The organism is Leucobacter sp. NPDC058333 (assembly GCF_042726155.1).
Lineage (GTDB): Bacteria > Actinomycetota > Actinomycetes > Actinomycetales > Microbacteriaceae > Leucobacter.
The window spans coordinates 1-25618 of sequence record NZ_JBHXHV010000004.1; the positions used below are offsets into that span (position 1 = coordinate 1).

At 67.3% G+C, this 25618-nt stretch carries 21 protein-coding genes; 7 read left to right on the forward strand and 14 right to left on the reverse strand.

Translation table 11 applies throughout. The features are described 5' to 3' along the window. Positions 1–341: 341 nt before the first annotated feature. The 3 genes from ACFWHR_RS12910 to ACFWHR_RS12920 form a co-directional block, all read right to left on the reverse strand. Positions 342–1328, reverse strand: a complete 987-nt coding sequence (locus ACFWHR_RS12910) for a C-terminal binding protein (protein WP_382448722.1) — start codon at positions 1326–1328, stop codon at positions 342–344. Further along, on the reverse strand, positions 1325–3061 hold the full coding sequence (locus ACFWHR_RS12915) for a thiamine pyrophosphate-binding protein (protein WP_382448723.1): 1737 nt from the start codon (positions 3059–3061) through the stop codon (positions 1325–1327). The genes ACFWHR_RS12910 and ACFWHR_RS12915 overlap by 4 nt, the downstream gene beginning before the upstream one ends. 89 nt (positions 3062–3150) lie before the next feature. Further along, positions 3151–4644 carry a sodium:solute symporter gene (locus tag ACFWHR_RS12920; protein WP_382449180.1) on the reverse strand — a complete coding sequence of 498 codons (1494 nt, stop codon included), beginning with the start codon at positions 4642–4644 and terminating at the stop codon, positions 3151–3153. Positions 4645–4816: 172 nt separating this feature from the next. On the opposite strand from ACFWHR_RS12920, the gene ACFWHR_RS12925 reads away from it, so the two are divergent. Continuing rightward, complete coding sequence (locus tag ACFWHR_RS12925; protein ID WP_382448724.1) at positions 4817–6469, forward strand: PucR family transcriptional regulator; 1653 nt, start codon at positions 4817–4819, stop codon at positions 6467–6469. A 31-nt stretch (positions 6470–6500) separates the two neighbouring features. On the opposite strand, the gene ACFWHR_RS12930 is transcribed toward ACFWHR_RS12925, so the two are convergent. From ACFWHR_RS12930 to speB, 4 genes are read right to left on the reverse strand one after another with little or no spacing between them, the layout of a single operon-like run. Continuing rightward, on the reverse strand, positions 6501–7151 hold the full coding sequence (locus tag ACFWHR_RS12930) for a cyclase family protein (RefSeq protein WP_382448725.1): 651 nt from the start codon (positions 7149–7151) through the stop codon (positions 6501–6503). 2 nt (positions 7152–7153) lie between these two features. Then, entirely contained in the window at positions 7154–8578 is a 1425-nt protein-coding gene (locus ACFWHR_RS12935) for a purine-cytosine permease family protein (RefSeq protein WP_382448726.1), read from the reverse strand. A gap of 2 nt (positions 8579–8580) precedes the next feature. Continuing rightward, the gene (locus ACFWHR_RS12940; protein WP_382448727.1) at positions 8581–9006 is read right to left on the reverse strand and encodes a YybH family protein; all 426 of its coding nucleotides are present in this window, start codon (positions 9004–9006) and stop codon (positions 8581–8583) included. Positions 9007–9016: 10 nt separating this feature from the next. Next, complete coding sequence (speB, locus tag ACFWHR_RS12945) at positions 9017–9964, reverse strand: agmatinase (protein WP_382448728.1); 948 nt, start codon at positions 9962–9964, stop codon at positions 9017–9019. A gap of 191 nt (positions 9965–10155) precedes the next feature. Between speB and ACFWHR_RS12950 the strand changes: the two genes are divergently transcribed. Then, positions 10156–10737 carry a helix-turn-helix domain-containing protein gene (locus ACFWHR_RS12950; protein ID WP_382448729.1) on the forward strand — a complete coding sequence of 194 codons (582 nt, stop codon included), beginning with the start codon at positions 10156–10158 and terminating at the stop codon, positions 10735–10737. A gap of 226 nt (positions 10738–10963) precedes the next feature. Here the strand turns inward: ACFWHR_RS12950 and tyrS are convergent, their stop codons facing one another. Further along, positions 10964–12289, reverse strand: a complete 1326-nt coding sequence (gene tyrS / locus ACFWHR_RS12955; RefSeq protein WP_382448730.1) for a tyrosine--tRNA ligase — start codon at positions 12287–12289, stop codon at positions 10964–10966. A gap of 128 nt (positions 12290–12417) precedes the next feature. Between tyrS and ACFWHR_RS12960 the strand changes: the two genes are divergently transcribed. After that, complete coding sequence (locus tag ACFWHR_RS12960) at positions 12418–13140, forward strand: ABC transporter ATP-binding protein (RefSeq protein WP_382448731.1); 723 nt, start codon at positions 12418–12420, stop codon at positions 13138–13140. Beyond that, positions 13137–14471, forward strand: coding sequence for an FtsX-like permease family protein (locus ACFWHR_RS12965; RefSeq protein ID WP_382448732.1), 1335 nt, complete (start codon positions 13137–13139; stop codon positions 14469–14471). The genes ACFWHR_RS12960 and ACFWHR_RS12965 overlap by 4 nt, the downstream gene beginning before the upstream one ends. 8 nt (positions 14472–14479) lie before the next feature. Here the strand turns inward: ACFWHR_RS12965 and argH are convergent, their stop codons facing one another. Both argH and argF read right to left on the reverse strand, forming a co-directional pair. Then, positions 14480–15943 (reverse strand): argininosuccinate lyase, encoded by a 1464-nt coding sequence (argH, locus tag ACFWHR_RS12970; protein WP_382448733.1) that lies wholly within the window; start codon positions 15941–15943, stop codon positions 14480–14482. 16 nt (positions 15944–15959) lie between these two features. Further along, positions 15960–16883, reverse strand: coding sequence for an ornithine carbamoyltransferase (argF, locus tag ACFWHR_RS12975; protein ID WP_382448734.1), 924 nt, complete (start codon positions 16881–16883; stop codon positions 15960–15962). Positions 16884–17045: 162 nt separating this feature from the next. Here argF and ACFWHR_RS12980 point away from each other — a divergent pair, with 162 nt between their 5' ends. Next, positions 17046–17468, forward strand: coding sequence for a DUF6941 family protein (locus ACFWHR_RS12980; RefSeq protein ID WP_382448735.1), 423 nt, complete (start codon positions 17046–17048; stop codon positions 17466–17468). A 40-nt stretch (positions 17469–17508) separates the two neighbouring features. Continuing rightward, positions 17509–18273, forward strand: a complete 765-nt coding sequence (locus ACFWHR_RS12985) for an HAD-IIB family hydrolase (protein WP_382448736.1) — start codon at positions 17509–17511, stop codon at positions 18271–18273. Between the two features lie 168 nt (positions 18274–18441). On the opposite strand, the gene ACFWHR_RS12990 is transcribed toward ACFWHR_RS12985, so the two are convergent. After that, complete coding sequence (locus ACFWHR_RS12990) at positions 18442–19935, reverse strand: malate:quinone oxidoreductase (RefSeq protein WP_382448737.1); 1494 nt, start codon at positions 19933–19935, stop codon at positions 18442–18444. A 30-nt stretch (positions 19936–19965) separates the two neighbouring features. Continuing rightward, the gene (gene radA / locus ACFWHR_RS12995) at positions 19966–21288 is read right to left on the reverse strand and encodes a DNA repair protein RadA (RefSeq protein ID WP_382448738.1); all 1323 of its coding nucleotides are present in this window, start codon (positions 21286–21288) and stop codon (positions 19966–19968) included. 66 nt (positions 21289–21354) lie between these two features. Between radA and ACFWHR_RS13000 the strand changes: the two genes are divergently transcribed. Beyond that, positions 21355–23139 (forward strand): bifunctional 3'-5' exonuclease/DNA polymerase, encoded by a 1785-nt coding sequence (locus ACFWHR_RS13000; protein ID WP_382448739.1) that lies wholly within the window; start codon positions 21355–21357, stop codon positions 23137–23139. A 21-nt stretch (positions 23140–23160) separates the two neighbouring features. Here ACFWHR_RS13000 and ACFWHR_RS13005 read toward each other — a convergent pair whose 3' ends face one another. After that, complete coding sequence (locus ACFWHR_RS13005) at positions 23161–24825, reverse strand: MDR family MFS transporter (RefSeq protein ID WP_382448740.1); 1665 nt, start codon at positions 24823–24825, stop codon at positions 23161–23163. 80 nt (positions 24826–24905) lie between these two features. Then, the gene (locus ACFWHR_RS13010; RefSeq protein ID WP_382448741.1) at positions 24906–25544 is read right to left on the reverse strand and encodes a TetR/AcrR family transcriptional regulator; all 639 of its coding nucleotides are present in this window, start codon (positions 25542–25544) and stop codon (positions 24906–24908) included. Positions 25545–25618 lie beyond the last annotated feature (74 nt).

The following is a 25618-nucleotide window of genomic DNA, read 5'->3' on the forward strand; positions in this document are numbered from 1 at the left end:
AAAACCTGTGGCGAGAAGCGCATGTAAATGAGCCGGACCATTTTCAAGTCCGGCTGCGTCGCGCTGACAAAGGAATACATTACGGTCACCACCCGCCCACCAGCAACTACAGCCCACATCCCGGGCGTGTCCCCGCACAAAACCGCCAATCCACCCACCAGACACCCCAACGACACACACGATCCATCTCTGGCTATCTGGCCGCAAATAGGCCCATCGGCGTTCCAAGCCCCGGTTCCCGGGCGCGTCGCCGCAGCGACGACCCGCGAACCGAGACCCGAGCTGCCTCCCGCGGAGTGCGGAGAACAGAGAACGCAGCGCAAAGAGCAGAGCGCAGAAACTCAGAGCAGTGGTGCCGCCGCTTCTCCCTCGACAACCACCCCGTCGAGCCTGCCCGTCCGCAACCACTCGAGCACGTTGCGGGCCGGGTCGAGCGTGTAGTGCTGGAGCGAACCATCAGACAGGAATGCGACGTGCGGAGTGACGAGTGCCCGTGGCTCGGTGCGCAACGGGTCGTCACCAGCGGGCGGCTCTCCGTCAAGCACGTCGAGTGCCGCACCGCGCAGAGCTCCCGAGGCCAGTGCGGCGCGAAGCGCCTCGGCGTCCACGAGTTCGCCGCGCGAGACGTTGATCAGACTCGCCCCTGGTCGCATGGCCGCAAGGGCCGCGGCGTCGACTGCCCCTGCCGTTTCAGGCACGAGCGGTAAGTGGAGCGAGAGCACGTCGGAACGCGCGAGCAGCTGTTCCCGCGTAACCAATTCGACGTCTCCGTCGGCGGCGTTCACGAACGGATCGTGCGCAATGACCGCGCCGAACGTGGGCACCGCGATCTGCGCGAGGCGCCGCGCGATGCGACCGTATCCAAAGAGCCCGAGTGCCAGGGTGCTCAGGCGACGGGGTACCGATCGCACGTCATCCGTCCACCCGCCAGCGGCGGTCACCGCGAGGCTCCCGCGCAGGTCTCGTTCGAGGGCGAGCATCAGAGTGAGCGCGTGCGCGGCCACCTCCTCGGTCGCCGCGTCGACGAGGTTGATCACCCAGATACCGCGTCGCCTGGCCTCGGCGACATCAACCATGTCGAAGCCTGCGCTCATCGTGGCAATGCAGCGCACACTCGGCAATCGGTCGAGCAGCGCGGTGTCGATCCTGGCGTAGCCCACCACGAGCGCGACGGCATGCTCAGCACCCTCTGGCACCACCTGCGGCTCCCCCGCCCGAACGGGCAGGGCGGCGAGCATCGTGTCACAGCCCGCCGCTTCGAGCAGCGCTCGGCCCGGCTGGGGATCGAGATCAGTCGTGTCGGTGAAGAGGACGAGGGGCCGGCTCATGAGTCGGCCCCGGTAAGGCGGTCGAGGTGCGTCGGAGCAAACAGCTCGAGCACCGCCGGCAGCACGACGACGCGCGGCCCACCGGCCGCGAGCGCGCGGGCGACAACGGCCGGGGCGTCGTCGAGGGTGGTGCGCTCGGCCGGGATGCCGAAGGACTCTGCCAGTGCAACGTAGTCGGGGCGCGCGAGTTCGGTCGCGGTGGCGGCGCCAAACGCTCCCTCCATGTATTCGCGGAGCACGCCGTAGCCGCCGTCGTCGACGATGAGCCAGACAACGGGGAGCTGGTGCTGGGCCGCGACCGCGAGTTCAGCAATGCCGTAGAGGGCTCCCCCGTCACCCGACACCGCGAGCACCGACGGCGACTGTGAACGTGCAGAACCAGCACCAGCCAGCACCTCCCGCCCAAAGGCCGCGCCGAGCGCCGCCGGGAATCCGTAGCCGAGCCCGCCCGCCCCCTGAGCAGAGGCGAATTCGAGACCGCGCGGGTCCCAGGCAGACCACGCCCAATAGGCGAGGATCGTCATGTCCCAGTACACGGGTGTGGTCGCGGGTAACGCCTCGCGCAGTCCGCGAATCAGACCGAGCTCGGCCTCGAGGCCCTGCCCCTCGACGCGATCGAGCACGCGTTCGAGCAGCGCCGCGACCCGTGCCTCGGCGTCGGCGCGCCGCGCGGAGTCCGACACTCGACCAACCGCCGAGAGCGCCGAGTCGATATCGGTCAGAGCGATCCTGGCGTCACCGTGGACGCCGATCCCCGCGTGATTTGAACCGAGTTTGCCGAGGTCGGCCTCGATCTGCACGACCCTGCCGCGGGGCGCGAAGGTGTGATAGTTACTCGAGAGCTCGCCGACTCCGCTGCCGACGATCAGCAGCACGTCTGCGTCCTCGAGAAACTCGGTGGTCGCAATGTCTTCAATCCAGGATCGCGCGGACAGCGGGTGCTCCCACCCGATCGCGCTCTTCCCGCCGATGGTCGTGACCACCGGCGCATCGAGACGCTCGGCGAGTGCGACGAGCGCGCCCTCGGCTCCGGCGCGAACCACGCCACCGCCAGCAAAGATCACCGGGCGCTCGGCACTCGCGAGCGCGGCGGCGGCGAGGTCGATGACCTCGGGCAGCGGCACGAGCGGGGCGGCCTGCGCGACGGCGGGAACCGCCACCACCTCAGGCACGAGCCCCTGGGCGGGGGCGAGCAAGATGTCTTGCGGCACCTCGACCAGCACTGGTCCCCGCGGGGCGGTGTCGGCGGTGCGCCACGCCTCTGCGAGCGCGGTCGGAATCTGGCTCATCGCTCGCACCGTCACCACGTGCTTCACGATGCCGCGGAACGAGTCAGACTGCTGCGGAAGTTCGTGAAGGTACCCGTGGCGACCCCCGCCGAGCCCCGCGACCGGAATCTGCGCGCTGATAGCGAGCACCGGAATCGATGAGGCCGCAGCCTCCTGCAGCGCGGCGAGCGAGGTGAGCGCGCCGGGACCGGTTGAGAGCAGCAGCGGCGCAACCGATCCGGTGACGCGGGCGAGGCCATCGGCCATGAATCCCGCGTTGTTTTCGACGCGGGCGCTGAGATAGGCGAGTTCGGATCGGCGCAGGGCGTCGAATAGGCCGAGCGCGTGCTGCCCCGGCAGCCCAACGACCGCGCGCGCACCGAGCGCCGCAAGGGTTTCGAGCACGACATCGCCGCCGATACGGCGACCTGAATCGCCCGCGGGGGCGGTGGGTTCTCTGGTCATCTGTTCCTCCTGGAAGGGGTCGATGGCACTCGTTGCTCGGGCGTGCCCTCCGTCTGCACCGGTGGGCGGGTGCCCACCGATGGCCGGGTCTACTTCGCGCGCTCGGGCACGGCGTCGTACACCACGTCGTTGACCGCGGTGCGGTCATCGAGGCTGAGTCGCTTGGTCCACTCGGTGAGGATCACGCCCGGCGTCGGCTTCGTCGCGAGGCTGACGACCACGTAGGTGACGAGGCTCGCTGCGAGGCTGTAGTAGATCGGCTCGTTCGCGAGCACGCCCCACACACCCATCGAGACGAGCACAACCGCTGTGCCGACCAGCATGCTGCTGAGCGCGCCAGCACGCGTGCCGCGCTTCCAGAACAGACCGCCGATAATTGCGACGCCGAGCCCGCCGACGAGAATGTCGTAGGCAACCGTGAGTGCGGCGACGACGTCGGTGACGATCGTCGCGATGAACATCGTGACCACGGCGAGCACAAGAATGGTCACGCGGTACGACCGCAGACTCTCGCCGCCGATGTGACCGTCATGCAGCTCGACGCGGGCGCCCTTCACACCGAACAGACGCTTGATCGCCGGCAGCAGGTCAGTACCGAACACGGTCGCCGAAGCGATCAGGGCACCGCTTGCGGTCGACATCATCGCCGACAGCGCAGCAGCGAGCACGATACCGCGCACTCCGGGCGGCAGCATCTCCTGCGCCATGAACGCAAACGCATCATTGCGGTTCGCGAGATCCGGGTACAGCACGCGCGCGGCGATACCGATCAGGGCCCCGGCGAACGCGTAGAGCAGGCAGTAGACGCCCGAGGTCAGGCCGCCCCACTTCGCGACGCGCGGCGTGCGGGCCGTGACCACGCGCTGCCAGATGTCTTGGCCGATGAGCAGGCCGAGGGTGTACACGATGACGTAGGTGACGATGGTCATGCCGCCGATCGACCACGGCGAGAAGAACGAATCGCCGAGGCGCTCACGAATACCGCTCCACCCGCCCGCCTCATCAGACGCGGTCATCAGGGCGATGGGAAGGAGCAGCAGGAACATGCCAATGGTCTTGATCACGAACTGCACGACGTCGGTCATCGTGATCGACCACATGCCGCCCATGATCGAGTAGATCGCGACGATCGTGCCGCCGATCACGACGCCCCAGAGATTCGAGATCCCGAAGAGCACGTGGAAGATCGTGGCGTACGCGAGCGTCGACGTGACGGTGAGCATGAGCGTGTAGAGGAACATCACGATGCCCGAGATCAACCCGTTCGAGCCACCGTAGCGCAGGTCGAGCATCTCGGTAACGGTGTACACCTTGAGTTTCACGATGCGCTTCGCGAGGAACGCGCTCAAGACGAGGATGCCGAGGCCGATGCAGGTCACGAGCCACGCGCCTGAGATGCCGTACTCCCAGCCGAGGCCGATGCCACCGACCGTCGAGGCGCCGCCGAGCACGATCGCCGACATCGCGCCCGAGTACATGAATCCGCCGAGGCGGCGGCCGGCGACGAGGTAATCGCTCTTCGACTTCGAACGACGCATGCCCCAGTACCCGACGCCGAGAATTCCGACGAGGTAGACGGCCATGACGATGTAATCCAGGACCACGGTGTCCTCCTAGTGGGAGCGGATAGCTCAGCGCCGTTGCCCACGTTCAGCGACACTGGTTTCGTACGCTGAACGTTATCCGCGAACGAGCCCAGCGTCTCGGGCGCAATATCCCGGATCTTTTAGCGTTGAGATGATTTATCCTGGACGCATGCTGTTCGACGATGAATCAGTGGCCGCGCACGCGACCGTGCCACTCGCCACGCTGCTCGATGCTCCCGCGTTCGCGGCCCGCCTGCTCTCCCCCGCGCCCACCGATATCACGCGGGATCCCGAGATCCTTGAACGGGTACGCAATGCAGCGGTGGCCGCGTCGATCGTCATCGACCTCACTGACCCGAGTCGCTACGTCACCCCCGGCGATCTCCTGCTGATCACCGGGCTCGGGTTGCCCGACGACGCGGCGGCCATCGCAAAATACGTGAGTGGCATCCGCGACGGCGGCGTCGCGGCGCTCGTGTTCGGCGTCGAACCGGTCTATGACGCGGTGCCCGACGCGCTCGTCGAGGCGTGCCGGTCGCTCGAGTTTCCCCTCATCGAACTTCCTCCGCACATCCACTTCGCTCCGATCACGATGCACCTCAATCGTGCGCTCGAAACCGAGCGCACACGCACGCTTGAGGTCATGAACACGTTCGCGCGTCGAGTCACCGAGGCGGCCCTGCAGCACGGCCCCGCGCAGCGCATCACGTCGGTGCTCGCTCAGAGTGGGGAGGGCTGGGCGCTGCTGCGGATCGACGAAGACACGTACGGCGGCGGCCCGGTACCCGATTCACTCGATGTCGATGCGCTCTTCGCGGATCTCGGGGCTCGATTCGACGCGCAGGGCCGAGTGCGCGGCGCGGTTCCGACGGCGTTCACCGCGGTCGAGGTCGACGGCGTCGCGTTCGAGGTCACGGCCCACCGCATCACGCCCGGGCGAACGCACGTCGGGGTCGCGAGCCCGTCGGCGGTGCTGCTGCTCGGCCGGTCACCGCGGCTCACGAGCCTCGACCGCACGGCGCTGCTACTCGCGGCGAACATCGTCAGCCTCGTCGTGCAGCTGCCCGCCGAGCAGTCGATGGCCGTTGACCAACTGCTCATGCACCTCATGGTCGACTCGACCCAGTCGCGCCCCGGAGCGGGCGCCGGCGAGCGCTTCTCGCGGCTCGTTGCTCACTCATTCGGCGGCGGAACGCGCGCGGTGCACGGCCTCATCGCGATCCGGGATCCGCAGCAGCCGCGCGACCAGCGCGGTTCCGGCGACACCTATTCGAGCGATGCCGGCTGGCTGCGCCGACTATTGCACACGCCGTTCGTGGAGCACCGCGCGAAACGGGTGCGCGCCTTCGTTGCCCGCCCGCCGTCCGAAGCCGAGTTTGCGCAGGCGTCGGCACTCGGCTGGCTCTTCGCCGTGAGCGGGCCGCGCGAGTTCGACGAGTTGCAGGAGGCAATGCTCGAGGCTGAGGAGCTGGCGCGCGCGGCGCGACACCTCGGGCGACACGTAAACGGCGCCGACCCTGGATCGGCGGCCGATGCGTGGCCGTCGAGCGCGATCGCCGATCCCAGCGTCGCTCGCGTCGCCGCCGCCCGGTGGTTGGCGCCGCTCGCGGGCGATGAGCGCGCCGAGCACCGGGTCGTGCTCGAAGAATGGCTGCGCCAGCACGGCTCCTGGGATCGCACGGCGCGAGCGCACGGTTTGCATCGAAACACGGTGCGGCGGCTCGTGGCCGAATCAGCGCGGCTGCTCGCGCGGGATCTGGACGACCCGATTGAACGCGCGCGGATCCTGCTCGCGTTCACCGCCCTCGAAGCCGCAGCCTGAGGCAGCGCGAGTCTCCGGACGCGAGGGAAGCTCAGTCGACGAACGCGACCGCGCGAATCGGTGAACCGTCGCCCGCTGCGAGCCGGAGGGGCAGCAGTGCCATCTCGACCTCATCGGGCAGCGCAGCCAATCCGGTGAGATTCTCAACGATGACGCCGTCGTTTCCGAGCCAGAATTCGTGCACAGGCATGGCGGGTGAGGCATCTGCGGAATCAGTCGGGTCGGGGCTCAGCGTTTCCACTCCAAGCACGCGGGCGCCGCGCTCCCACAGTTCGCGGGCGAGCGCGATCGAAATGGCGGGGTGCGTGCGCCCGAGCGGCGCACCGAAGTGCACGTCCCAGCCTGTGGCGATGCACACGATTTCCGGGAGCTGAGCGGGAAGCCCTCCGACGATTCGCGCGATCCCGAGCTGCTCACTCGCGACCGCGGGTTGCGGCCCGACCCTGAGTACCCGGGCCGGGCCGGTGAGCAGGCCGAGCGGAATACTGTCGACCGTGCGGCCGCCGACGACCGAGTGCGCCGGGGCATCAAGATGCGTGCCCGTGTGCGAACCGAGGTCGAGGCGCGCGACCGCGACGCCGTCTTCCGCGACGCTCAGCGCGGGAACGATGGTCACCTCTGGATCGCCGGGATACACCGGCATGCCAGAGGCGACCGGGTGGCTCAGGTCGACGACGGCCACGGTCAGTGCTCGAGCCTGAGCGCGGCGGAATCGTCAGCGCCGTCGAGCAGGTGACCCGTCGGCTCCCTGTCGCGCGGATCGATCAGCCCGAGCCCACCGCGTCGCCCGATGCCCAGCATCAGCCCGAGATACAGCGCAAAACTGATGATGAACGCGGGGATATTCGCGCCAATCGGGCTCGGCGCGACATACGCGAGCACGTACGAGAGCACCGCACCGATCACCCACACGATCACGGCGACCCAGTTCACTCCCCCGCGATACCAGTACCGGCTCTCGGGCCGCTCGTGCAGAATCTGCCGCGAGTAGCCGCGCCGCTTCAGCAGGTAGTAGTCGGCGATCATGATCGCAAACACCGGCACGAAGAACGCGCTGATGATGAAGAGGAAATCGGTGAACTGGTTGAGGAGTCCCAGGAACGTCGAGCCGATCACCGAGATCACTCCGAGCACCAGCGCCGTCGGAAGGAACCTCAGGTGCCACTTCGACTGCGCATTGATCACGGAGGTCACCATGCCGAACACCACCATCGTGTTCGTCGCCATCACCGACAGGAAGATCGCGATGCCGAGCGGCCACCCGAACTCGCCGACAATCACCGAGGGATCGAACGGCGTGGCCTCGTGCCCCCGCAGCAGCACTGCACTGAACGCGACGAGCCCGAGGAACATCGCGATGGTCGTCGACAGCGTGTAGCCGACGCCCGACCCGATGATGCCCGCTCTGCTGCTCTTTGCGTAACGGTTCATGTCTGCCGAGAGCACCGTCCACGAGATGGCGGTCGCAATCACCATGTCGAGGGTAATGAACGGGGTGCCTCCGAGCGATGTGTCGACCGGCATCGCGGCGAACTCACCCGGGCTGAACGCGCCAAACGCGGCGGCGAACACGAATCCCATGACGACGAGAATTGCGAGCGCGAGCCACGGCTCGACTCGCGAGATGCCGGTGTGGCCGAAGATCGCGAGTACGACCACGAGCGCCTGGCAGAGCGCGGAGAAGAGGATCGGATTCGAAAACCCGGTCGCCTCGTGCACGAGATAGTTCACGGTGACGCCCGCGAGCATCGCCTGCACCCAGCTCCACCCCATCAAAATGATGAGGTTCGCCACGGCCGGCAAGATGCTGCCGCGAATGCCGAAGGAGCCGCGAGTCAGTGCCATAGTGGGCAGCCCCGTGCGGGTTCCCATGTTGCCGATCATCACGAGCACGACGACACCGATCAGCGTGCCCACCACGATCATCGCGCTCGCCGTGCCGAATGACACGGCGGGGGTGAAGAGCGTGCCGGTGAGCAGGGTCGTGACCACGAGGTTCGCGGCCAGCCAGATCATGCCGATGTGCAGCAGCGACTGGGTGCCGCGTACGGGGCCGGCGGAATCGTGCTCGCCGTCGAGGGTGACCGCCATGGTCTCGGGACTGGTCATGATCAGAGCTCCGTGCCGCTCGGCAGTTCGCTTGGCACCGTCGACAGGTGCTCGTGGATCGCGACGAGCCCATCGGGCTGATCGCCGTCGGCGCGGAAGATGATGCTCTCGCGCTCGACGTACGACTCCGGCCCCTCGGCTGAGTCGATGCTCGTGGCGACGGTGTGGCTGAACACGGCGCCGCCGGGGAACGTCTGCACGAGCCGATCGCTCGACGAGCACGAGGTCACCCGCCAACCGCTCGCGACCCAGCCAGCCCAGATCGCCTCGTACCCGGCGCGCGAATCGAGCCGCGCGGCCTCGGGGTGAAAGACGAAGCTCGCGTCGGGGGCGAAGCCCGCGAAGTACGCCTCGGTGTCGGTCGCGGCGAACGCCTCGATGATGGCGTCCGCCGCGGCGAGCACGGCGGCGTGATCTGGAGTCTGCATGGTGGTTTCCTTAGTCTCGCGCTGCCATGGCGCACACGAGCTCGTACACGACGTGGCTCGCTGCGACGGCGGTGATCTGAGCGTGGTCATAAGCCGGGGCGACCTCGACGACGTCGGCGCCCACGATCTGGAGGTCCGCGAGACCGCGGATCATGCGCAGCATCTCGCGGCTCGTGAGTCCGCCGGCCTCTGGCGTGCCGGTGCCCGGAGCGTGAGCCGGATCCAGCACGTCGATGTCGATGGAAATATAGAGCGGCTTGTCGCCCACGCGCTCGCGGATCTTCGCGATCGCTGCGGCGACGCCGTTCTCTTCAATGAACTCGGTCGTGATGATCTGGAAGCCGAGCTTCACGTCGTCTTCGAGGTCACTCTTGCCATAGAGCGGGCCGCGGATGCCACCGTGCATCGACGCGGTGAGATCGATGAGCCCCTCCTCGGAGGCGCGACGGAACGGAGTGCCGTGAGTGGTCGGCGCTCCGAAATAGGTGTCCCAGGTATCGAGGTGCGCGTCGAAGTGCAGCACCGCGACGGGGCCGTGCTTCTTGTTGATGGCGCGCAGCAGCGGCAGCGCGATCGTGTGGTCGCCGCCGATCGTGACGATCTTGTCGACGCGTTCACCGAGCTCGACTGCGGCCTCCTCGACCTGGCGCACGGCCTCGTCGAGGCTGAACGGGTTCGCGACAATGTCGCCGGCGTCAACGACCTGCTTCACCGCGAACGGCGAGACGTCTTGCGCGGGGTTGTAGGGGCGCAGCAGGCGCGAGGCCTCGCGCACGTGCGCCGGGCCGAAGCGCGCGCCGGGCCGGAAGCTCACGCCGGTGTCGAACGGCACGCCCACGACAGCAATGTCGGCTTCGGTGACGTCTTCGATGCGCGGCAGCTTCGCGAACGTTGCGATGCCTGCGTAGCGCGGAGTGAGGCTCGCGTCGACCGGGCCCTGAGGAGTGTGTGAGGTCACGATGCGTCTCGTCCTTTCAAGGTTTTCTGAGAGTAAACAAGTGAGTTCTCTGAGTGAACCCGCATTCACTATAGGCTGGAGACCGCGCGGAGGTCAACGCGGTCGACAGGACCCGCCGCGATCGGTGCCGATACTCACGCGGTGCCGGATCGCCGAGGCCCGCGCATTCCACACGAGAAGGGCGGAACCGCATGCGAGCAATCCACCCGACCGCCGACCTCGACCCCATTCGCATCGGCGCAAAGCTGCGCTCGTCACGACTCGCGCAGGGGCTCACCCTCGAACAGCTTGCCCAGGCGACGGGCCTCACAAAGGGGTTCATCAGCCGCATCGAGCGCAACGACACCATGCCGAGCGTGCCGACACTCGTGCAGCTCTGCCAGGCGCTCTCGTTGCCGATCGGCAACCTGTTCGAGGAGCCTGAGCTGCAGCTCATCTCGCTCGAGGCCGCGCCCGCGATCAACATGGGCGGCACCGGCGCCGATGAGCGTCTCATTACCCCGCGCTCAGAGGATCGCGTGCAGGTGCTGCGGTCGTCGCTCGAACCAAACGCCAGCGGCGGCGACCAGCTCTACACGGTCAACTGCAACCTCGAGTCGCTGCACGTCGTTTCGGGCGAACTGGACATTCAGTTCGCGGACCGCCAGGTCTCGCTCTCCCCCGGTGACACCCTCACTTTTCCGGGCCGCACCCCGCACACGTGGCGCGCGGGCGCCCACGGCGCCGAAGCGGTCTGGGTGCTCGTCCCGGCGGCCTGGAGCGGCTCGGCGTAACCCCCGCCCCCGCCCGCGCTCGCCCGTGCCCGCCCAGCCCCGCCCTGCCCGCCCTTGCTCGCCCGCCCTGCCCTCCCGTGCCCGTGCTTGTCTCCCCTTCTGTCGTCGCAAATGATCCGATCAGCCCAGCGAAGGGATCATTTGCGACGACAGAAAGAGTGGGTGCTCGGGGGAAGAGGCTCGGGGCTCGGGGCTCGGGGCTCGGGCGAGGGGGCGAGGGGTAAGGCTAGGGGGCTAGGACTCCCGCTAGGGTTTTCTTGCCTCGGCGAAGCACGGCGACCGCGCCGTGGAGCAGGTCAGCCGACTCAAGCACCCGGTCAGCTGACTCGACCGCGACATTGTTGACGTAGACGCCACCCTGCGCGATCGCGCGGCGGGCCTCCCCCAGGCTCTTCACGAGCTCGGTGTCGACCAGCAGCTGCGCGACCGACGAACCGACCGAGCCCGGAGCGTGTGCCAATTCTGACACCGCACCGCGCAACGATGCCTCGTCGAGGGCCGTGAGATCGCCGCGGCCGAACAGCGCTTCCGAGGCGTCGATCGCGCCCTGGGTTGCCGCGGCACCGTGCACGAGTGTCGTGACCTCGAGCGCGAGCCGCTTCTGCGCTGCGCGCTTGAATGGCTCATTCTCCACCTGCGTCGCGTACTCCTCGATCTCGGCGCGCGACAGGAAGGTGAACACCTTCAGCCGGTCGATCACGTCGGCATCCGCCTGGTTGAGCCAGAACTGGTAGAAGGCGTAGGGCGAGCACATCTCGGCATTCAGCCAAATTGCGTTGCCCTCGCTCTTGCCGAACTTCGTGCCGTCGGCGTTCGTGATCAGCGGGGTGCCGATCGCGTGCGCCGATTTGCCCTCGACCTTGCGAATCAGGTCGGTGCCACTCGTCAGGTTGCCCCACTGGTCGCTGCCGCCCGACTGCAGCTTGCAGTCGTAGCTGCGGAACAGTTCGAGGAAGTCGTACCCCTGCAAGATCTGGTAACTGAATTCCGTGTAACTGATGCCCTCATCGGAGTTCAGCCGCGCCGCGACGGCGTCCTTCTTCAGCATCGTGCCGACACGGAAGTGCTTACCGATCTCGCGCAGAAAATCGATCGCGCTCAGCGGCGCGGTCCAGTCGAGGTTGTTGACGAGCCTCACGGCATTGTCGCCCTCGTTCGACAGGAAACGCGACACCTGCTCCTGCAGTCGCGCCACCCACTCGACGACCGTGTCACGGCTGTTCAGTGTGCGCTCGGCGGTGGGCCGTGGGTCGCCGATGAGGCCGGTGGAACCACCGACGAGGCCGAGCGGCTTGTGCCCCTTCAACTGGAGCCGGCGCAACAGCAGCAGCTGCACGAGGTTGCCCAGGTGCAGGCTCGGCGCAGTCGGGTCGAACCCGCAGTAATACGTAAACGGCTCGCCCTCGAGCAGCTCAGACAGCGCTTCGGCGTCCGTCGACACGTGAATCAGCCCGCGCCACTCGAGCTCCTCCCACAGCGTGGAAAAGCTGTCGTCGTTGCGCTGGGCGGCCAGGACGTCGGTGCGATCGTTCAGTTCAGACACGCCTGACATCGTACCGCGCCCGCTGAGACCGCAGCACCCGCCACCCGTCACCCGTCACCCCAGCATGAGACCTGAGTGCAATGCGGTGGGTACCGTGGGGCGATCCGGTTCGCGGTCGCACGCGCGAACCTGGGATCATGACCAACACGATTCTGCAGGCGACCGGCCTGATCAAGCAGTACGGCACCACGCGGGCGCTCGACGGCGTATCGCTCGCATGCGCCGCGGGCACCTCGACGGCGATTATGGGGGCCTCTGGCTCGGGCAAGACCACACTGTTGCACGTGCTCGCGGGCATCATCGCACCGGACGCCGGATCGGTGGTCTACGCCGGTTCCGAGATTAGCCGACTCGGGGACGCTGATCGCAGCCGCCTCCGCCGCGAGCAGTTCGGCTTTGTCTTTCAGCAGGGGTTGCTCGTTCCCGAGCTGACCGCGGTCGAAAATGTTGCGCTCGCGGTGATGCTGAACGGCGCGACGAAGCGCGAAGCGTTGCAACCCGCGGCCCAGTGGCTTGCGGCGCTCGGGCTTGCGGGGCTCGAAGATCGGCGCCTCGGCGAGCTCTCCGGCGGCCAGGCGCAGCGCGTCGCAATCGCGCGGGCGCAGGTGACGGGTGCGAGCATCGTGTTCGCAGACGAACCGACCGGCGCTCTCGACTCCACAACATCGAGCGAGGTGATCGACGCGCTGCTCGGGTCGACCGTCGGGCAGGGCAAGACACTGGTCATGGTGACCCACGATCCGCAGGTCGCGGCCCGCTGCCAGCGCGTAATCACCGTGAGCGACGGCAGGATCGTGGCCGACCACTTCGGTGGTTCACCCGCGAGCGCGGTCGCGCCGTCGTCGGGAGCCACGCGATGATTTTCAGGATTTTGCCGCTGCTCTCCCGTCCCAGCAAACAGGGCGCGAGCGCGCTGGTACTGCCCGGCTTTGCGTTTCTCGCAGTCACAGCGCTGCTCGCAATCGTGCTCGGCGGGTCCCAGACGTTCTGGGGATACGACGACGAGATGGCCGGCCTGTATTGGGCGTTCACCGCGATCGCGCTCGCCCTGCTGATCGTGCCGCTCCTCTCCCTTGGTGCGGCGGCCGCTCGACTGTCGGCGCGACGGCGCGATGATCGCCTCGCGATCCTGCGCCTGCTGGGCGCGACCGGCCGCTCAACAGCGGGTATCGCGGTGATCGAGGCCGCCGGGATCGCGTTCGTGGGCGCCGTCGCCGGCGCGCTGCTCTCGTACGCGGTGGCGCCGCTCGTCGGGCTGATTCAGTTTCGCGGTGAGGCGCTTGGCACCTCGGGTGTCGCGTTACCACCACTCGCAGCGGCGCTGCTGGTGCTGGGAATCGTGGGCGTCGCGACCGGGAGCGCGCTGCTCAGCCTGCGCCGCGTCATCATCTCACCGCTCGGCGTCGTCACGAAACAGTCGGCTCCGAAGGTGCCCTGGCTGCAAGCACTCATCGCGGTCGCCATCATCGTGATCGCCTCGGTCGTCACGTCGAACATCGGGGGCTTCTCAGAGGTCGGCGTCGTCGCCCTCATCGGTGCGTTCGGGGTGTGTTTCGCGCTCGCGCTCCTTGCGCTCGACCTCATCGGCGCCTGGGTGCTCGCAATGTTCGGCAAGGCGAAAGCAAGGCGCGCGAAGCGTCCGGCTGACCTCATTGCCGCACGGCTCGTGCTTGAGTCGCCCCGCGCTGCGTGGCGACAGGTGTCGGGCGTGGCGATGTCGAGCTTCATGGCCGTGTTTGCCGGTTCAGGGATCGCGCTCATGAACCTGGCTGCCGGAGACGGCAGCACCACGGACAGCGGCGTGGACCAGTATCTCGTGGGCGATGTACAGACCGGCGTCGCCCTCACTGTGATCGGCACGTTCATCATGGTGGCGTGCTCGGTTGCGGTGAATCAGGCCGCGCAGATCCTCGATCGTCGCGACGTGACGCGGTCGCTCGCCATCATGGGCACGCCCATCGAGGTGCAAGACGCCGCCCGCCGGGGCGCCACCATGCTGCCGTTGCTCATCGCGTCCGTCGGGTCTGCGGCGCTCGCGGCCGTGCTGCTCTTTCCACTGCTCGGCATGGCAATTCTGTTCGCGCCGCTGTCGGTAGCGGTGACGCTGTCGACCATCGCCGTTGGCGTGCTCATCGTCGTGGCGACGATGTTCGCGACCCGGCCACTGCTGCGGCAAGTGGCACGGGTGTAACGCCTCCGCTATGCCGCGCGGAACTCCGCGATACGCTCCGCCAGACGCGCCAGCTGCTCATCAACCCGCACTCGGGCCGTGCCGCCAGCACCCACGCGAGAGTTCACCGATCCCTCGATTGTGAGCACGTCACGCACCGCGGGCGTGAGGTGCTCCGAGACCGAAGCGAGCTGCTCGTCGCTCGGTTCGTGCAATTCGAGGCCGCGCTCCTCGCAGAAACGCACAAGCTCACCCGAGATCTCGTGCGCGTCGCGGAAGATGACGCCCTGCTTGACGAGCCACTCGGCCACGTCGGTAGCCAGCGAGAAGCCCTGCGGGGCGAGCTCGGCCATGCGATCAGTGTTAAAAGTCATCGTCGCGACCATGCCGGTGAAGGCGGGCAGCAGGACCTCAAGTTGGGCAATGGAGTCAAACACCGGCTCCTTGTCCTCTTGCAGGTCGCGGTTGTACGCGAGCGGCAGGCCCTTGAGCGTTGCCAGCAGGCCGGTCAGGTTGCCGATGAGACGACCGGACTTTCCGCGAGCCAGCTCTGCAATGTCGGGGTTCTTCTTCTGCGGCATGATGCTCGACCCCGTCGAGTACCCGTCGTGCAGGCGCACGAAGCCAAACTCCTTGGTGTTCCAGAGGATGATCTCCTCGGACAGCCGCGAAAGGTCGATTCCGATCTGTGCGGTGATGAACGCGAACTCGGCGACGACGTCGCGAGCTGCGGTGCCGTCGATCGAATTCTCGAGCGGATCGCCCAGGCCGAGCTCCTCGGCGACGAGCCGGGGGTCGAGGCCGAGCGATGATCCGGCGAGCGCTCCCCCACCGTACGGCGAGAAGCTGGCGCGCGTCGCCCAGTCGCGAAGGCGCTCGAGATTGCGCACGATGGGCCAGGCGTGGGCCGCGATCTGGTGCGCGAGCAGCACCGGCTGCGCGTGCTGCAGGTGGGTGCGGCCGGGCAGAATCGCCTCGGGGTGAGCCGCGGCCTGATCCGAAATCGCGTCGAGCAGTTCGAGCAGCATGCCGCGGATCACGGCGGCGTGATCGAGCAGGTAGAGCCGCACGAGCGTGGCGATCTGGTCGTTGCGGCTGCGGCCGGCGCGAAGCTTGCCGCCGAGCTGCACGCCCGTGATCTCGATGAGCAGGCGTTCAAGCGCCGAGTGCACGTCTTCGTCATCTTCGGCGGGGACCGCACGGCCATCGGCCACGCGTGCCGCGAGCTCGTCGAGAGCCGCGCGCATCTCCGCGAGTTCGTCGGCGCTCAGGTAGCCCGCTGCGGCGAGCGCGGTGGCGTGCGCCTTCGAACCGCGAATGTCGTACTGCGCGAGGATCCAGTCGAACTGCGTCGACTTCGAGAGGGCAGCGAGCGCGGGCGACGGGCCGCTCGCGAATCGGCCGCCCCAGAGGGAGCCGCTCTCGCCGGCGCGGTTGCCCGCTGCAGCGTCGGTTGCGTCGGTTGCGGGCGTGTTCTCGTGTTCGTTCGTCATAGTCTTTCTCTCCGTCTTATGCCTGCGCCAGCAGCCAGGCCATGAGTGCCTTCTGCGCGTGCACGCGGTTCTCTGCCTCGTCCCAGACCACGCTCTGCGGGCCGTCGATCACCTCTGGGGCGACCTCGAACTCGCGATACGCGGGGAGGCAGTGCAAGAAGATTGCGTCTGATGCTGCGCGCTGCATGAGTTCGGGGGTGACGCGGTACGCACCGAATGTCGCGATGCGCTCGGCCTTCTCGGCTTCTTGCCCCATCGATACCCACGTGTCGGTGATCACGGCATCGGCACCGGCCATCGCTTCTGCCGGGTCGGTGAAGATCGCGACGCTGCCACCGGTGCTGGCTGCGATGCGCTCGGCGTCGGCGACGATGTCAGCGCGCGGGTGGTAGCCGTCGGGCCCGGCGATACGAATATGCATGCCCGCCGTCGCGAATCCGAGCAGGTACGAGTGGCCCATGTTGTTTGCCGCATCGCCGATGTACGTTGCGGTGAGCCCGGCGAGCTCGCCCTTGCGCTCTTGGATCGTTTGCAGGTCGGCGAGAATCTGGCACGGGTGGAAGTCATCGGAGAGCGAATTAATGACGGGCACGGTGGAGTTCGCCGCCATCTCTTCAAGCCCGGCGTGCGCGTAGGTGCGCCACACGATCATTGACACCATGCGCGACAGCACGCGGGAGGTGTCGGCAATCGTCTCTTTTACGCCGAGCTGCGCCTCACCCGGGTTCACGATGATCGGGGCTCCACCGAGCGCAGAAATGCCCGCGGCGAAACTGAACCGGGTGCGCGTTGAGGTCTTGTCGAAGATCACGGACACCGACTGCGGCCCGGCCAGGGGTCGCTCCGCGTACGGTTCTCGCTTCAGACGTGCCGCGAGCTCGAGGACATCGCGCTGCTCGGCGGGGCTCAGGTCATCGTCACGAAGAAAATGTCGGGTCACCCGCATCAGTCTAGACGCGGGTCGACACGGGCGTGCGCCTCGGCCTTGCGACTCCGAACATGCTCCTGGCGACGGCGAGACCTTACATCCGTTGACCACTACACAGCCGGCTGTGGCACAGTGGCTGGAACGGCAGGCACCACGGCGAACAAGGAGACACACATGCGGGTAGCGGCGGCTTTTCTTGCGGATGCGGCGAACGTGCGCGAGGGCACGCTTGGCGTGCTCTCGGGCTTCATCAACACCATCAATCGTGAGGAATACCCGGCGAAGCTCGGGGCGACCCTCGTCGTGGTCGTTGAGTACGACGAAAACGAGGCGCGGCGGGGCGATCCGGATCGCTCGTTCCGCGCCCGCTGCGAGCCAGCCGTTGGCGGCGGTGAGCTGTTCAACGTCGAGGGCACGTTCAGCCTCGGCGGCGGCAACGACAGCTTCGGGTACATTCCGATGGTGTTCCCGCTTGCCGACGCGAAGATCCCCTCGCCCGGCAGCTACCGCATCATCTTCGAGGGATCCGGGCTCGAACGCGTCGACGTGCGCTTCTACGCCAACGCAACGACGCTCCCCTCGTTCGACGACGAGTGAACCGCGGAACGCGGCCTGCCCGCCGTGGAAGAATCAAGGCGTGACTGAACTCCCGCGCCTCATTGCCTTTGACCTCGACGACACGCTCGCACCCTCGAAGTCCCCGCTCGACCCCCGCATGCTCGCCGTGTTCGCGCGCCTGCTTGAGCGCACGACCGTCGCCGTCATCTCGGGCGGCAATTTCGAGCAGTTCGAAACGCAGCTCGTGTCGCGGCTCGACAGCTTCGATGGCGTGACGGAGGCGTCACTCGAGCGACTGCACCTGCTGCCCACGTGCGGCACCCGCTACGAGCGCCGCGAGGGCGGCCAGTGGGTCACCGTGTATCGCGAGCACCTGACGGAGACCGAACGCGACTCCGCGATGACGGCGCTGCGCGAGGAGGCCGAGCGACTCGGCATCTGGGAGGCCGACGCGTGGGGTGAAATCCTGGAGGATCGCGGTTCGCAGATCACCTTCTCTGCTCTGGGCCAGCGCGCGCCGGTCGCCGAAAAGCACGCGTGGGACCCCGACGGCGCCAAGAAGAGTGCGTTGCGCGCAGCCGTCGCGACCCGGCTCCCCGCGCTTGAGGTGCGCAGCGGCGGTTCAACCTCGGTCGACATTACCCGTCGCGGCATCGACAAAGCGCACGGGATGCGAAAGCTCGCAGAGCACACGGGCATCCCGCTCGACGACATGCTCTTTGTCGGCGACCGCCTCGATCCCGACGGCAACGACTATCCGGTGCTCGCGCTCGGCGTCACCTGCCACGCGGTGACCAGCTGGCAAGACACGGCCGAATACCTCGAGGTCCTGCTGGCGGACTAGCGGGCGCGGTTCCCGCGCCCGCTAGTCCGCCGCGTGTTACTCGCCGAACCCCTCCGTGCCCGCCGAACCCCGCTTAACACACCGAGCCCCTCCCGAAAACGCGTGTTTCCGGGAGGGGCTCGGCGATACGAGAGGGGCTCGGCGGGTTCGCGGCTCTCGCCGCGGGTGTTACTCCGCGGTGGCCGGGGTGAGGCCGAGCACGCTCGACGTGTGCGCGAGCGACGCCGCCGCGAGCTCGGGGTCGCCGTTCAGGCCACCGGTCGCGAGCGCGGGCACGTGCTGCGTGAAGATCGACTCCCACTTGCTCGTGAACTGCTCGGGGAAGCACTTCCGCAATACACCGAGCATCGCGTAGACAGCAGTGGAGGCGCCGGGCGATGCGCCGAGCAGACCCGAGATCGTTCCGTCGCCGCCGGTGATGACCTCGGTACCGAACTGAAGAATGCCGCCCTTCTTGGGGTCCTTCTTCATGACCTGCACGCGCTGACCGGCCTCGATCATTTCCCAGTCTTCGGTACGCGCCGTCGGCATGTACTCGCGCAGGGTGTCCATCTGCTGCTCGCGGCTCGCGAGGAGTTCGCCGAGCAGGTACTTCTCCAGCGAGAACTCGGTCAGGCCAACCTTGATCATCGGACCCAAGTTGTGCGTGCGAATTGACCCCGGGAGGTCCCACCACGAACCCTTCTTGAGGAAGTTCGGGCTGAATCCGGCGTACGGGCCGAAGAGCAGGCTCTGCTTTCCGTCGACGACGCGCGTGTCGAGGTGCGGCACCGACATCGGGGGCGCACCCACCGCTGCCTTGCCGTACACCTTTGCCTGGTGTTCGCGCACGATCTCGGGGTTGCTCGTCTTCAGGAACTTGCCGCTGATCGGGAAACCACCAAAGCCCTTGATCTCGGGGATGCCAGAGGACTGCAGCAGTGACAGCGCGCCGCCGCCCGCGCCCACGAAAACGAACTTCGCATTCACGATGCTCGTGGTGTACCCGGCGAGGTTCCGCACGTACACGTCCCACGTGCCGTCGGCTCGGCGACGCAGCTTGCGCACCTGGGTGCCGAGGTGCAGGCTCGCGCCGTTTGCCGTGAGGTGCGAGAAAAGCTGACGGGTAACCGCGCCGAAATCAACGTCGGTGCCGCTCTCGGAGCGGGTCGCGGCGAAGACCTCGTCTTTTGCGCGGCGGTCGACGAGCAGCGGTGCCCACTCGGCGATCTGCTCGGGGTCGTCGCTGAATTCCATGTCGGAGAAGAGCGGCTCGGTGCGCAGCAGCTCCCAGCGGCGGCGCAGGTAGTCGACATTGTCGGCCCCGCGCACAAAGGTCATGTGCGGTGTGGCGTTAATGAACGACGACGGCTCGCCGAGGATCCCCTGCTCAACGAGCGTGGACCACCACTGGCGGGAGAGCTGGAACTGCTCGTTGATGTCGATTGCCTTCGCGGCCGACAGGCTGCCATCTTTACCCTCGGGCATGTAATTGAGTTCGCAGAGCGCAGCGTGACCGGTGCCCGCGTTGTTCCACGCGTTGCTACTCTCGGTCGCCACCTCAGAGCGGGACTCAAAAATCTCGATGGACCAGTCGGGCTGGACCTGCTTGATCAGCGTGCCCAGCGTGGCGCTCATTACGCCGCCACCGATGAGCGCTACGTCTACCGTGTTGTTACTCACGGTGTGCAAGTCTAGCTCGCTCTCGCGCCGCTAGAAGCCAGCTTCCCGTCTGGCACGATCCAGCGTTTCGACTGAGGCGTCGACGATGCGCACGTAACCGAGCCGTGCCGCCTCAGAAGAACGCTGTGCTCCGCCCACCACGGGCCGCACTTCGCCCGCGAGGCTGATCTCACCGAACGCCGCCAGATCGTGTGGCAGCGGCTGGTCGGCAATTGCCGAGAGCACGGCGAGCGCGATAGCGAGGTCGGCCGCTGGCTCGGCGAGTTTCACGCCGCCCACCGTCGACACGTACACGTCTTGATCATGCAATCGTGCGCCGAAACGTCGCTCGAGCACCGCGAGAATCATCGCCACGCGCGACGGATCGACGCCGCTCGTCACGCGGCGCGGGTTCGGTGTAGCGCTTTTGGCAACCAGCGCCTGCACCTCGACGGGCAGCGCTCTGCGGCCCTCCATCGCGACCGTCGCGCACGTGCCACTGACGGGAGCGGTCGCGCGACTGAGGAAGAGTCCGCTCGGGTCTGGCACCTCCGAGATACCGCGATCGGTCATCTCGAAGCAGCCGACCTCGTCGGTAGGGCCGTAGCGATTTTTGAGGGTGCGCAAGAACCTCAGCGACGTCTGCCGGTCGCCCTCGAAATGGCAGACGACGTCGACGAGGTGTTCGAGCAGGCGCGGCCCAGCGACGGAGCCGTCTTTCGTGACGTGCCCCACCAGAATCACGGGGGTGCCTCGCTGCTTCGCTGCGCGAATGAGCGCCGCAGCGACCTCGCGCACCTGTGCTGGACCCCCGGCGCCGCCGTCAATCTGGTCGCTCGCCATTGTCTGCACCGAATCGACGATGACGAGCTCGGGGTCAACCGTCTCGATGTGGCCGAGCACCGTGGCGAGATCGGTTTCGCTGGCGAGATACAGCGTGTCGTGCATGGCCCCGGTGCGCTCGGCGCGCATTCGGATCTGACCGGTCGACTCCTCACCGCTCGCGTACAGCACGCGCGCCCCGGTTTGCGCTGCACGCGCGGCCGCGTCGAGCAGCAGCGTTGACTTGCCGACGCCGGGTTCGCCAGAGAAGAGGATCGCCGCGCCAGGCACCACCCCTCCCCCGAGCACCCGATCGAGTTCGCCGATGCCCGTTTGCCGGTGACGCACCGCGTCACCCTGCAGCTCGGTGATGGGGCGCGCCTCTCGGCCAGCCATCGGTGCAGCGGCCCGCGTCGTGCGCGCCAGGCTCGCACCGGCCCGCGCCTGCTCGGTGACCGTGCCCCACTGCTGGCACTCGCCGCAACGGCCGACCCACTTCGAGGTCTGCCAACCGCACTCGCTGCAGGTATAGCCACCGCTTGATTTCGCCATGGTGCGAGCCTACTGGCGGCCTCCGACACTGATGACGTTGTCCCCGGTCGCCGCTACGGTGAGAACATGCCCGCCCCGACCCAGCCCGACGCGAGCCCATCCGCTCCGGGCGCTCCGCGCTGGTGCGTCGTCGGGCGAGATGCAGCGGGTGGCTGGGGCGCGGTCGATGTCGCCGCCGACGGTACCCGGATCGCCACGGTCACGGTACCTGCCAACGGCCTCGCCGATTTCGTTGCCGAGCGCGAACGCATCGCGGCCGTGCGCTGGGTGTGGCACGACACCGCGAGCCGGTATCGGCCGTTGCTCGCCGCGGGCGTGCGCGTCGAACGCTGCCACGACCTGCGCCTGTGCCACCAGATACTGCGCAACGCCGCGTCAGTGCAGCAGCCAGCGGCGCTTCGCGCAGCGCACGAGTGGAACGTTCCGCCAGAGATCGAGGCGGCGCCAGCCGCGGTGGAGACTGTCGCAATCCCGACCCTCTTCGATGTGATCGTCGAGCCGAACGCCGCCCGCGGCGTACCCGACGGCGTGACTGAGGCGCTGACCGAGTTTGAGCGCCAGCGCTCCGCCCTCGCGTCCGCCACCGAGCCGGGCCGCCTCGCCCTGCTGCTCGCCGCGGAATCGGCCGGTGCCCTGGTCGCGGCCGAACTGGCTTCCGCCGGTATTCCGTGGGATGTCGCGGAACACGACCGCATTCTCGCGGAGTCACTGGGCCCGAGACCCGCGCCGGGCGCGAAACCCGATCGCATGGTAGAGGTCGGGGAGGTGGTACGGCGCGAACTCGGCGCCCCAGATGCACCCCTCGATTCGCCGCCCCGGCTGCTTCGCGTGCTGCGGGCGGCTGGAATCGAAGTCAACTCGACCTCGCAGTGGGAGCTCGCGGAGCACGAACACCCGGCGATCCCGCCCCTGCTTCACTACAAGAAGCTCGCCCGGTTGCTCACCGCGAACGGCTGGGCGTGGCTCGACGAGTGGGTGCACGACGGCCGTTATCGGCCCGTCTACATTCCGGGCGGCGTCGTCACCGGGCGGTGGGCCTCGAACGGCGGCGGCGCGCTCCAGATCCCGCGACAGCTACGGCCTGCTTTGCGAGCCGACCCCGGCTGGACATTCGTGGCGGCCGATGTCGCACAGCTCGAACCGCGCGTGCTCGCCGCGATGGCGGGCGATCGCGCGATGGCCACCGCCGGCGCGGGCCGCGACCTCTACGCTGGCATCGTCGAGAGCGGCGCGGTCGCCACCAGGCAAGAGGCGAAGATCGCGATGCTCGGCGCGATGTACGGGTCAACGACGGGCGAGAGCGGCAGACTCGTGCCGCGCTTGCGCCGCGCGTTTCCGGCGGCAATGCGGCTCGTCGACGACGCGGCTGAGGTCGGCGCCCAGGGTGGCACCGTCTCGACGTGGTTGGGGCGCAGCTCGCCCGCGCCAGGGGCAGACTGGGAGTCGGTGCAATCGGCCGCGAGCTTGCCAGAGGCGACGGGCCGGGATGAGGCGCTCGCGCGGCGAACCGCTCGGGATCGCGGGCGCTTCACGCGCAATTTTGTCGTGCAGGGCACGGCCGCCGAGTGGGCGCTGTGCTGGCTCGCGGACCTGCGTCAACGGCTGGCAGAGTTTGATCCGGTCGCCGAATCCGCGGCGGCGAGCGCATCGGGGGCGGTGTTCGGGCGCCGCCCGCACCTCGCGTTCTTCTTACATGACGAGGTGATCGTGCACGCGCCGCTGGAGCACAGTGAGGCCGTAGCGGTGGCCGTTCGCGAATCGGCCGCCGCTGCCGGCCGACTGCTATTCAGTGGTGCTCAGGTCGATTTTCCGCTCGACCTGAGCATCACCGAACGCGCCGAGAAACACTGAGTGCTCTCGGCGAGCGGGCGATTAGCTACGATCCGAAACCGAAACGCTGCCGGTATCGGGGTCAGTGCCCGCACCCACAAGTTCCCCCTGCGCGCCGCTCGCGCGCTGCTCGGCTTCGAGGCGCTCAGCCTCGTCGCCCCCGATCGCTTCACCGCGGGCGACGAGGCCTGCCTGATCCGAGAGCGGAATTTGCTTGAGCACAAGCGCGAGCACAAGCGCGATCGCGATGAACGGTATGAGGTACCAGAACACGGGTGCGAGGGCGTCCGCATACGCGGTGACGATGCCGGAGCGCACGTCCTCGGGCAGCGAGTTGAGCGTCGCCGGGTCGATTGTCGCCGTCGCGGTCGCCGCGTCTGCCGGGCTCGCGCCCGCCTTCGTGAACACGTCGGTGAGGTTCTCGGCGAGGCGCGTCGTGAAGATCGTGCCGAACACGGCGGTGCCGAGTGAGGCACCCACCTCGCGGAAGTAGTTGTTCGTGCTCGTTGCCGTGCCGATCTGTGCGGCCGGCACCGCGTTCTGCACGACCAGCACCACGACCTGCATAATCAGGCCGAGCCCCGCTCCGAACACGAACAGGAAGACGCAGATCAACCAGATCGGGGTCGTTGCCGTAAGGGTTGTCATCGCGGTCATCGCGATACCGGTGACGATCGCGCCAAGAATCGGATAGATCTTGTATTTGCCGGTCTTCGAGATTGCGATGCCCGAACCGATCGAGGTGCCCATGAGGCCCACCATCATCGGGATCATGAGCAGCCCGGAGGCCGCGGCCGACGTGCCCGAAGACATCTGCAGGAACGTGGGCACGAAGCCGATTGCGGCGAACATGCCGACGCCGATCACGAGGCCGATCGCGGTGGCGGTCACGAAGATCCGGTTGCGGAACAGGGTGAGCGGGATGATCGGATCCTTCGCCCGCGCCTCGGTGAAAATAAATGCGGAGGCCGCGACGACGAGGCCAGCGCCCCACATCCACGTCGCGAGCGAATCCCAGCCGTAGGCCTTGTCGCCGCCGAAGTCGGTGAAGAAGATCAAGCACGTGGTCGCGATCGACAGGAATGCGATGCCGAGATAGTCGACCGGAAGCGTCGCTTTCTTGGTGGGTAGCTTGAGTGCGATGAGCCCGATGATGAACGCGGCGATGCCGACGGGGATGTTGATGTAGAACGCCCACTGCCAGGTGAGGTGGTCTACGAAGTACCCGCCGAGCAGCGGACCGGCGACGGCCGAGAGGCCGAACACGGCGCCGAGCGGGCCCATGTACTTGCCGCGCTCATTTGCCGGCACGATATCGGCGATGATCGCCTGCGAGAGGATCATCAGCCCGCCTCCGCCAAGACCCTGCATGGCCCGGAAGACGACGAAGCCCCAGAAGTTCGGGGCGAACGCGCAGCCGATCGACGCGAGCGTAAACAGCGCGATCGCTATCAGGAAGAGCCAGCGACGGCCCAGCACGTCGCCGAGTTTGCCGTAGACGGGCATCACGATGGTGGTGGCGAGGAGATACGCCGTGGTGATCCAGACCTGGTGCTCGACGCCGCCGAGCTCGCCGACGATGGTCGGCATGGCCGTGGAGACGATCGTCTGGTCGAGGCTCGAAAGCAGCATGCCGGCGATCAGCGCGCTGAAGATGATCCAGATCCTGCGTTTGGTCAGCAGAAAGGAGGTGGCTGTGGTGGTCATGGGTCCGTTCTCGGATAGCGGGGGTGTGCCCGGGGTTGCTGAGAAAAAGAGAGGTGAGGTCTGGTGGTGGCGCGGGCTGGCTACGACAGCAGCGTGCGGGCGATAGTGATGCGCTCCCGCAGAAGTTCGGTGTACGTGTCGAGGCCGACGGGCCCGTGCTCGTGAGTTTCGAAATATTCCTGCGCCACGATGCGATTCATCGCACCGAAAATGTGCATCAGGGTCGAGGCGCGAGGATCGCCCGGAGCGAGCCCTTCCCGCTGTTCGACGAGCGCAATATCGGCGTCTTCCCCCTCGCGCAGATGCTCGAACAGCCGTCGATGCAGCCGAGGCTCGCGGTCAAGCGCGGCAAACAGCGCACGCACATCGGTGACCGTGACCTCGAACAGCTCCCAGCGCGCGCGAAACAGTTCGATGAGGTCGTCGAGCACGTCGTGTGTCAGCCCGGACGCACTGCGCGGCGCCCCCACGCCGCGATGAATAAAGGCGGCCTTGAGCTGCTCATCGTTTCGATCAACCGGAACACCGAGCACGGCGTCCTCTTTCGAGGCGAAATAATTGAAGAACGTACGTCGCGACACCCCCGCCGCCTCGCACAATTCTTCAACCGTGTACCCCGTGAGCCCGCGCTCCGCGGTCCAGACCCGTGCGGTCGACGCTAGCGTGCGCGCGGTCGCCGCGCGGCGGCGCTCTCGCACACTGAGTGCACTATCGGTCATAAAATGCATTTTTGCACTTCATTGCTGAAAGTGCACTGAGTGGGGCGAGGCTCGCGACGCATCGCGGTTTATGC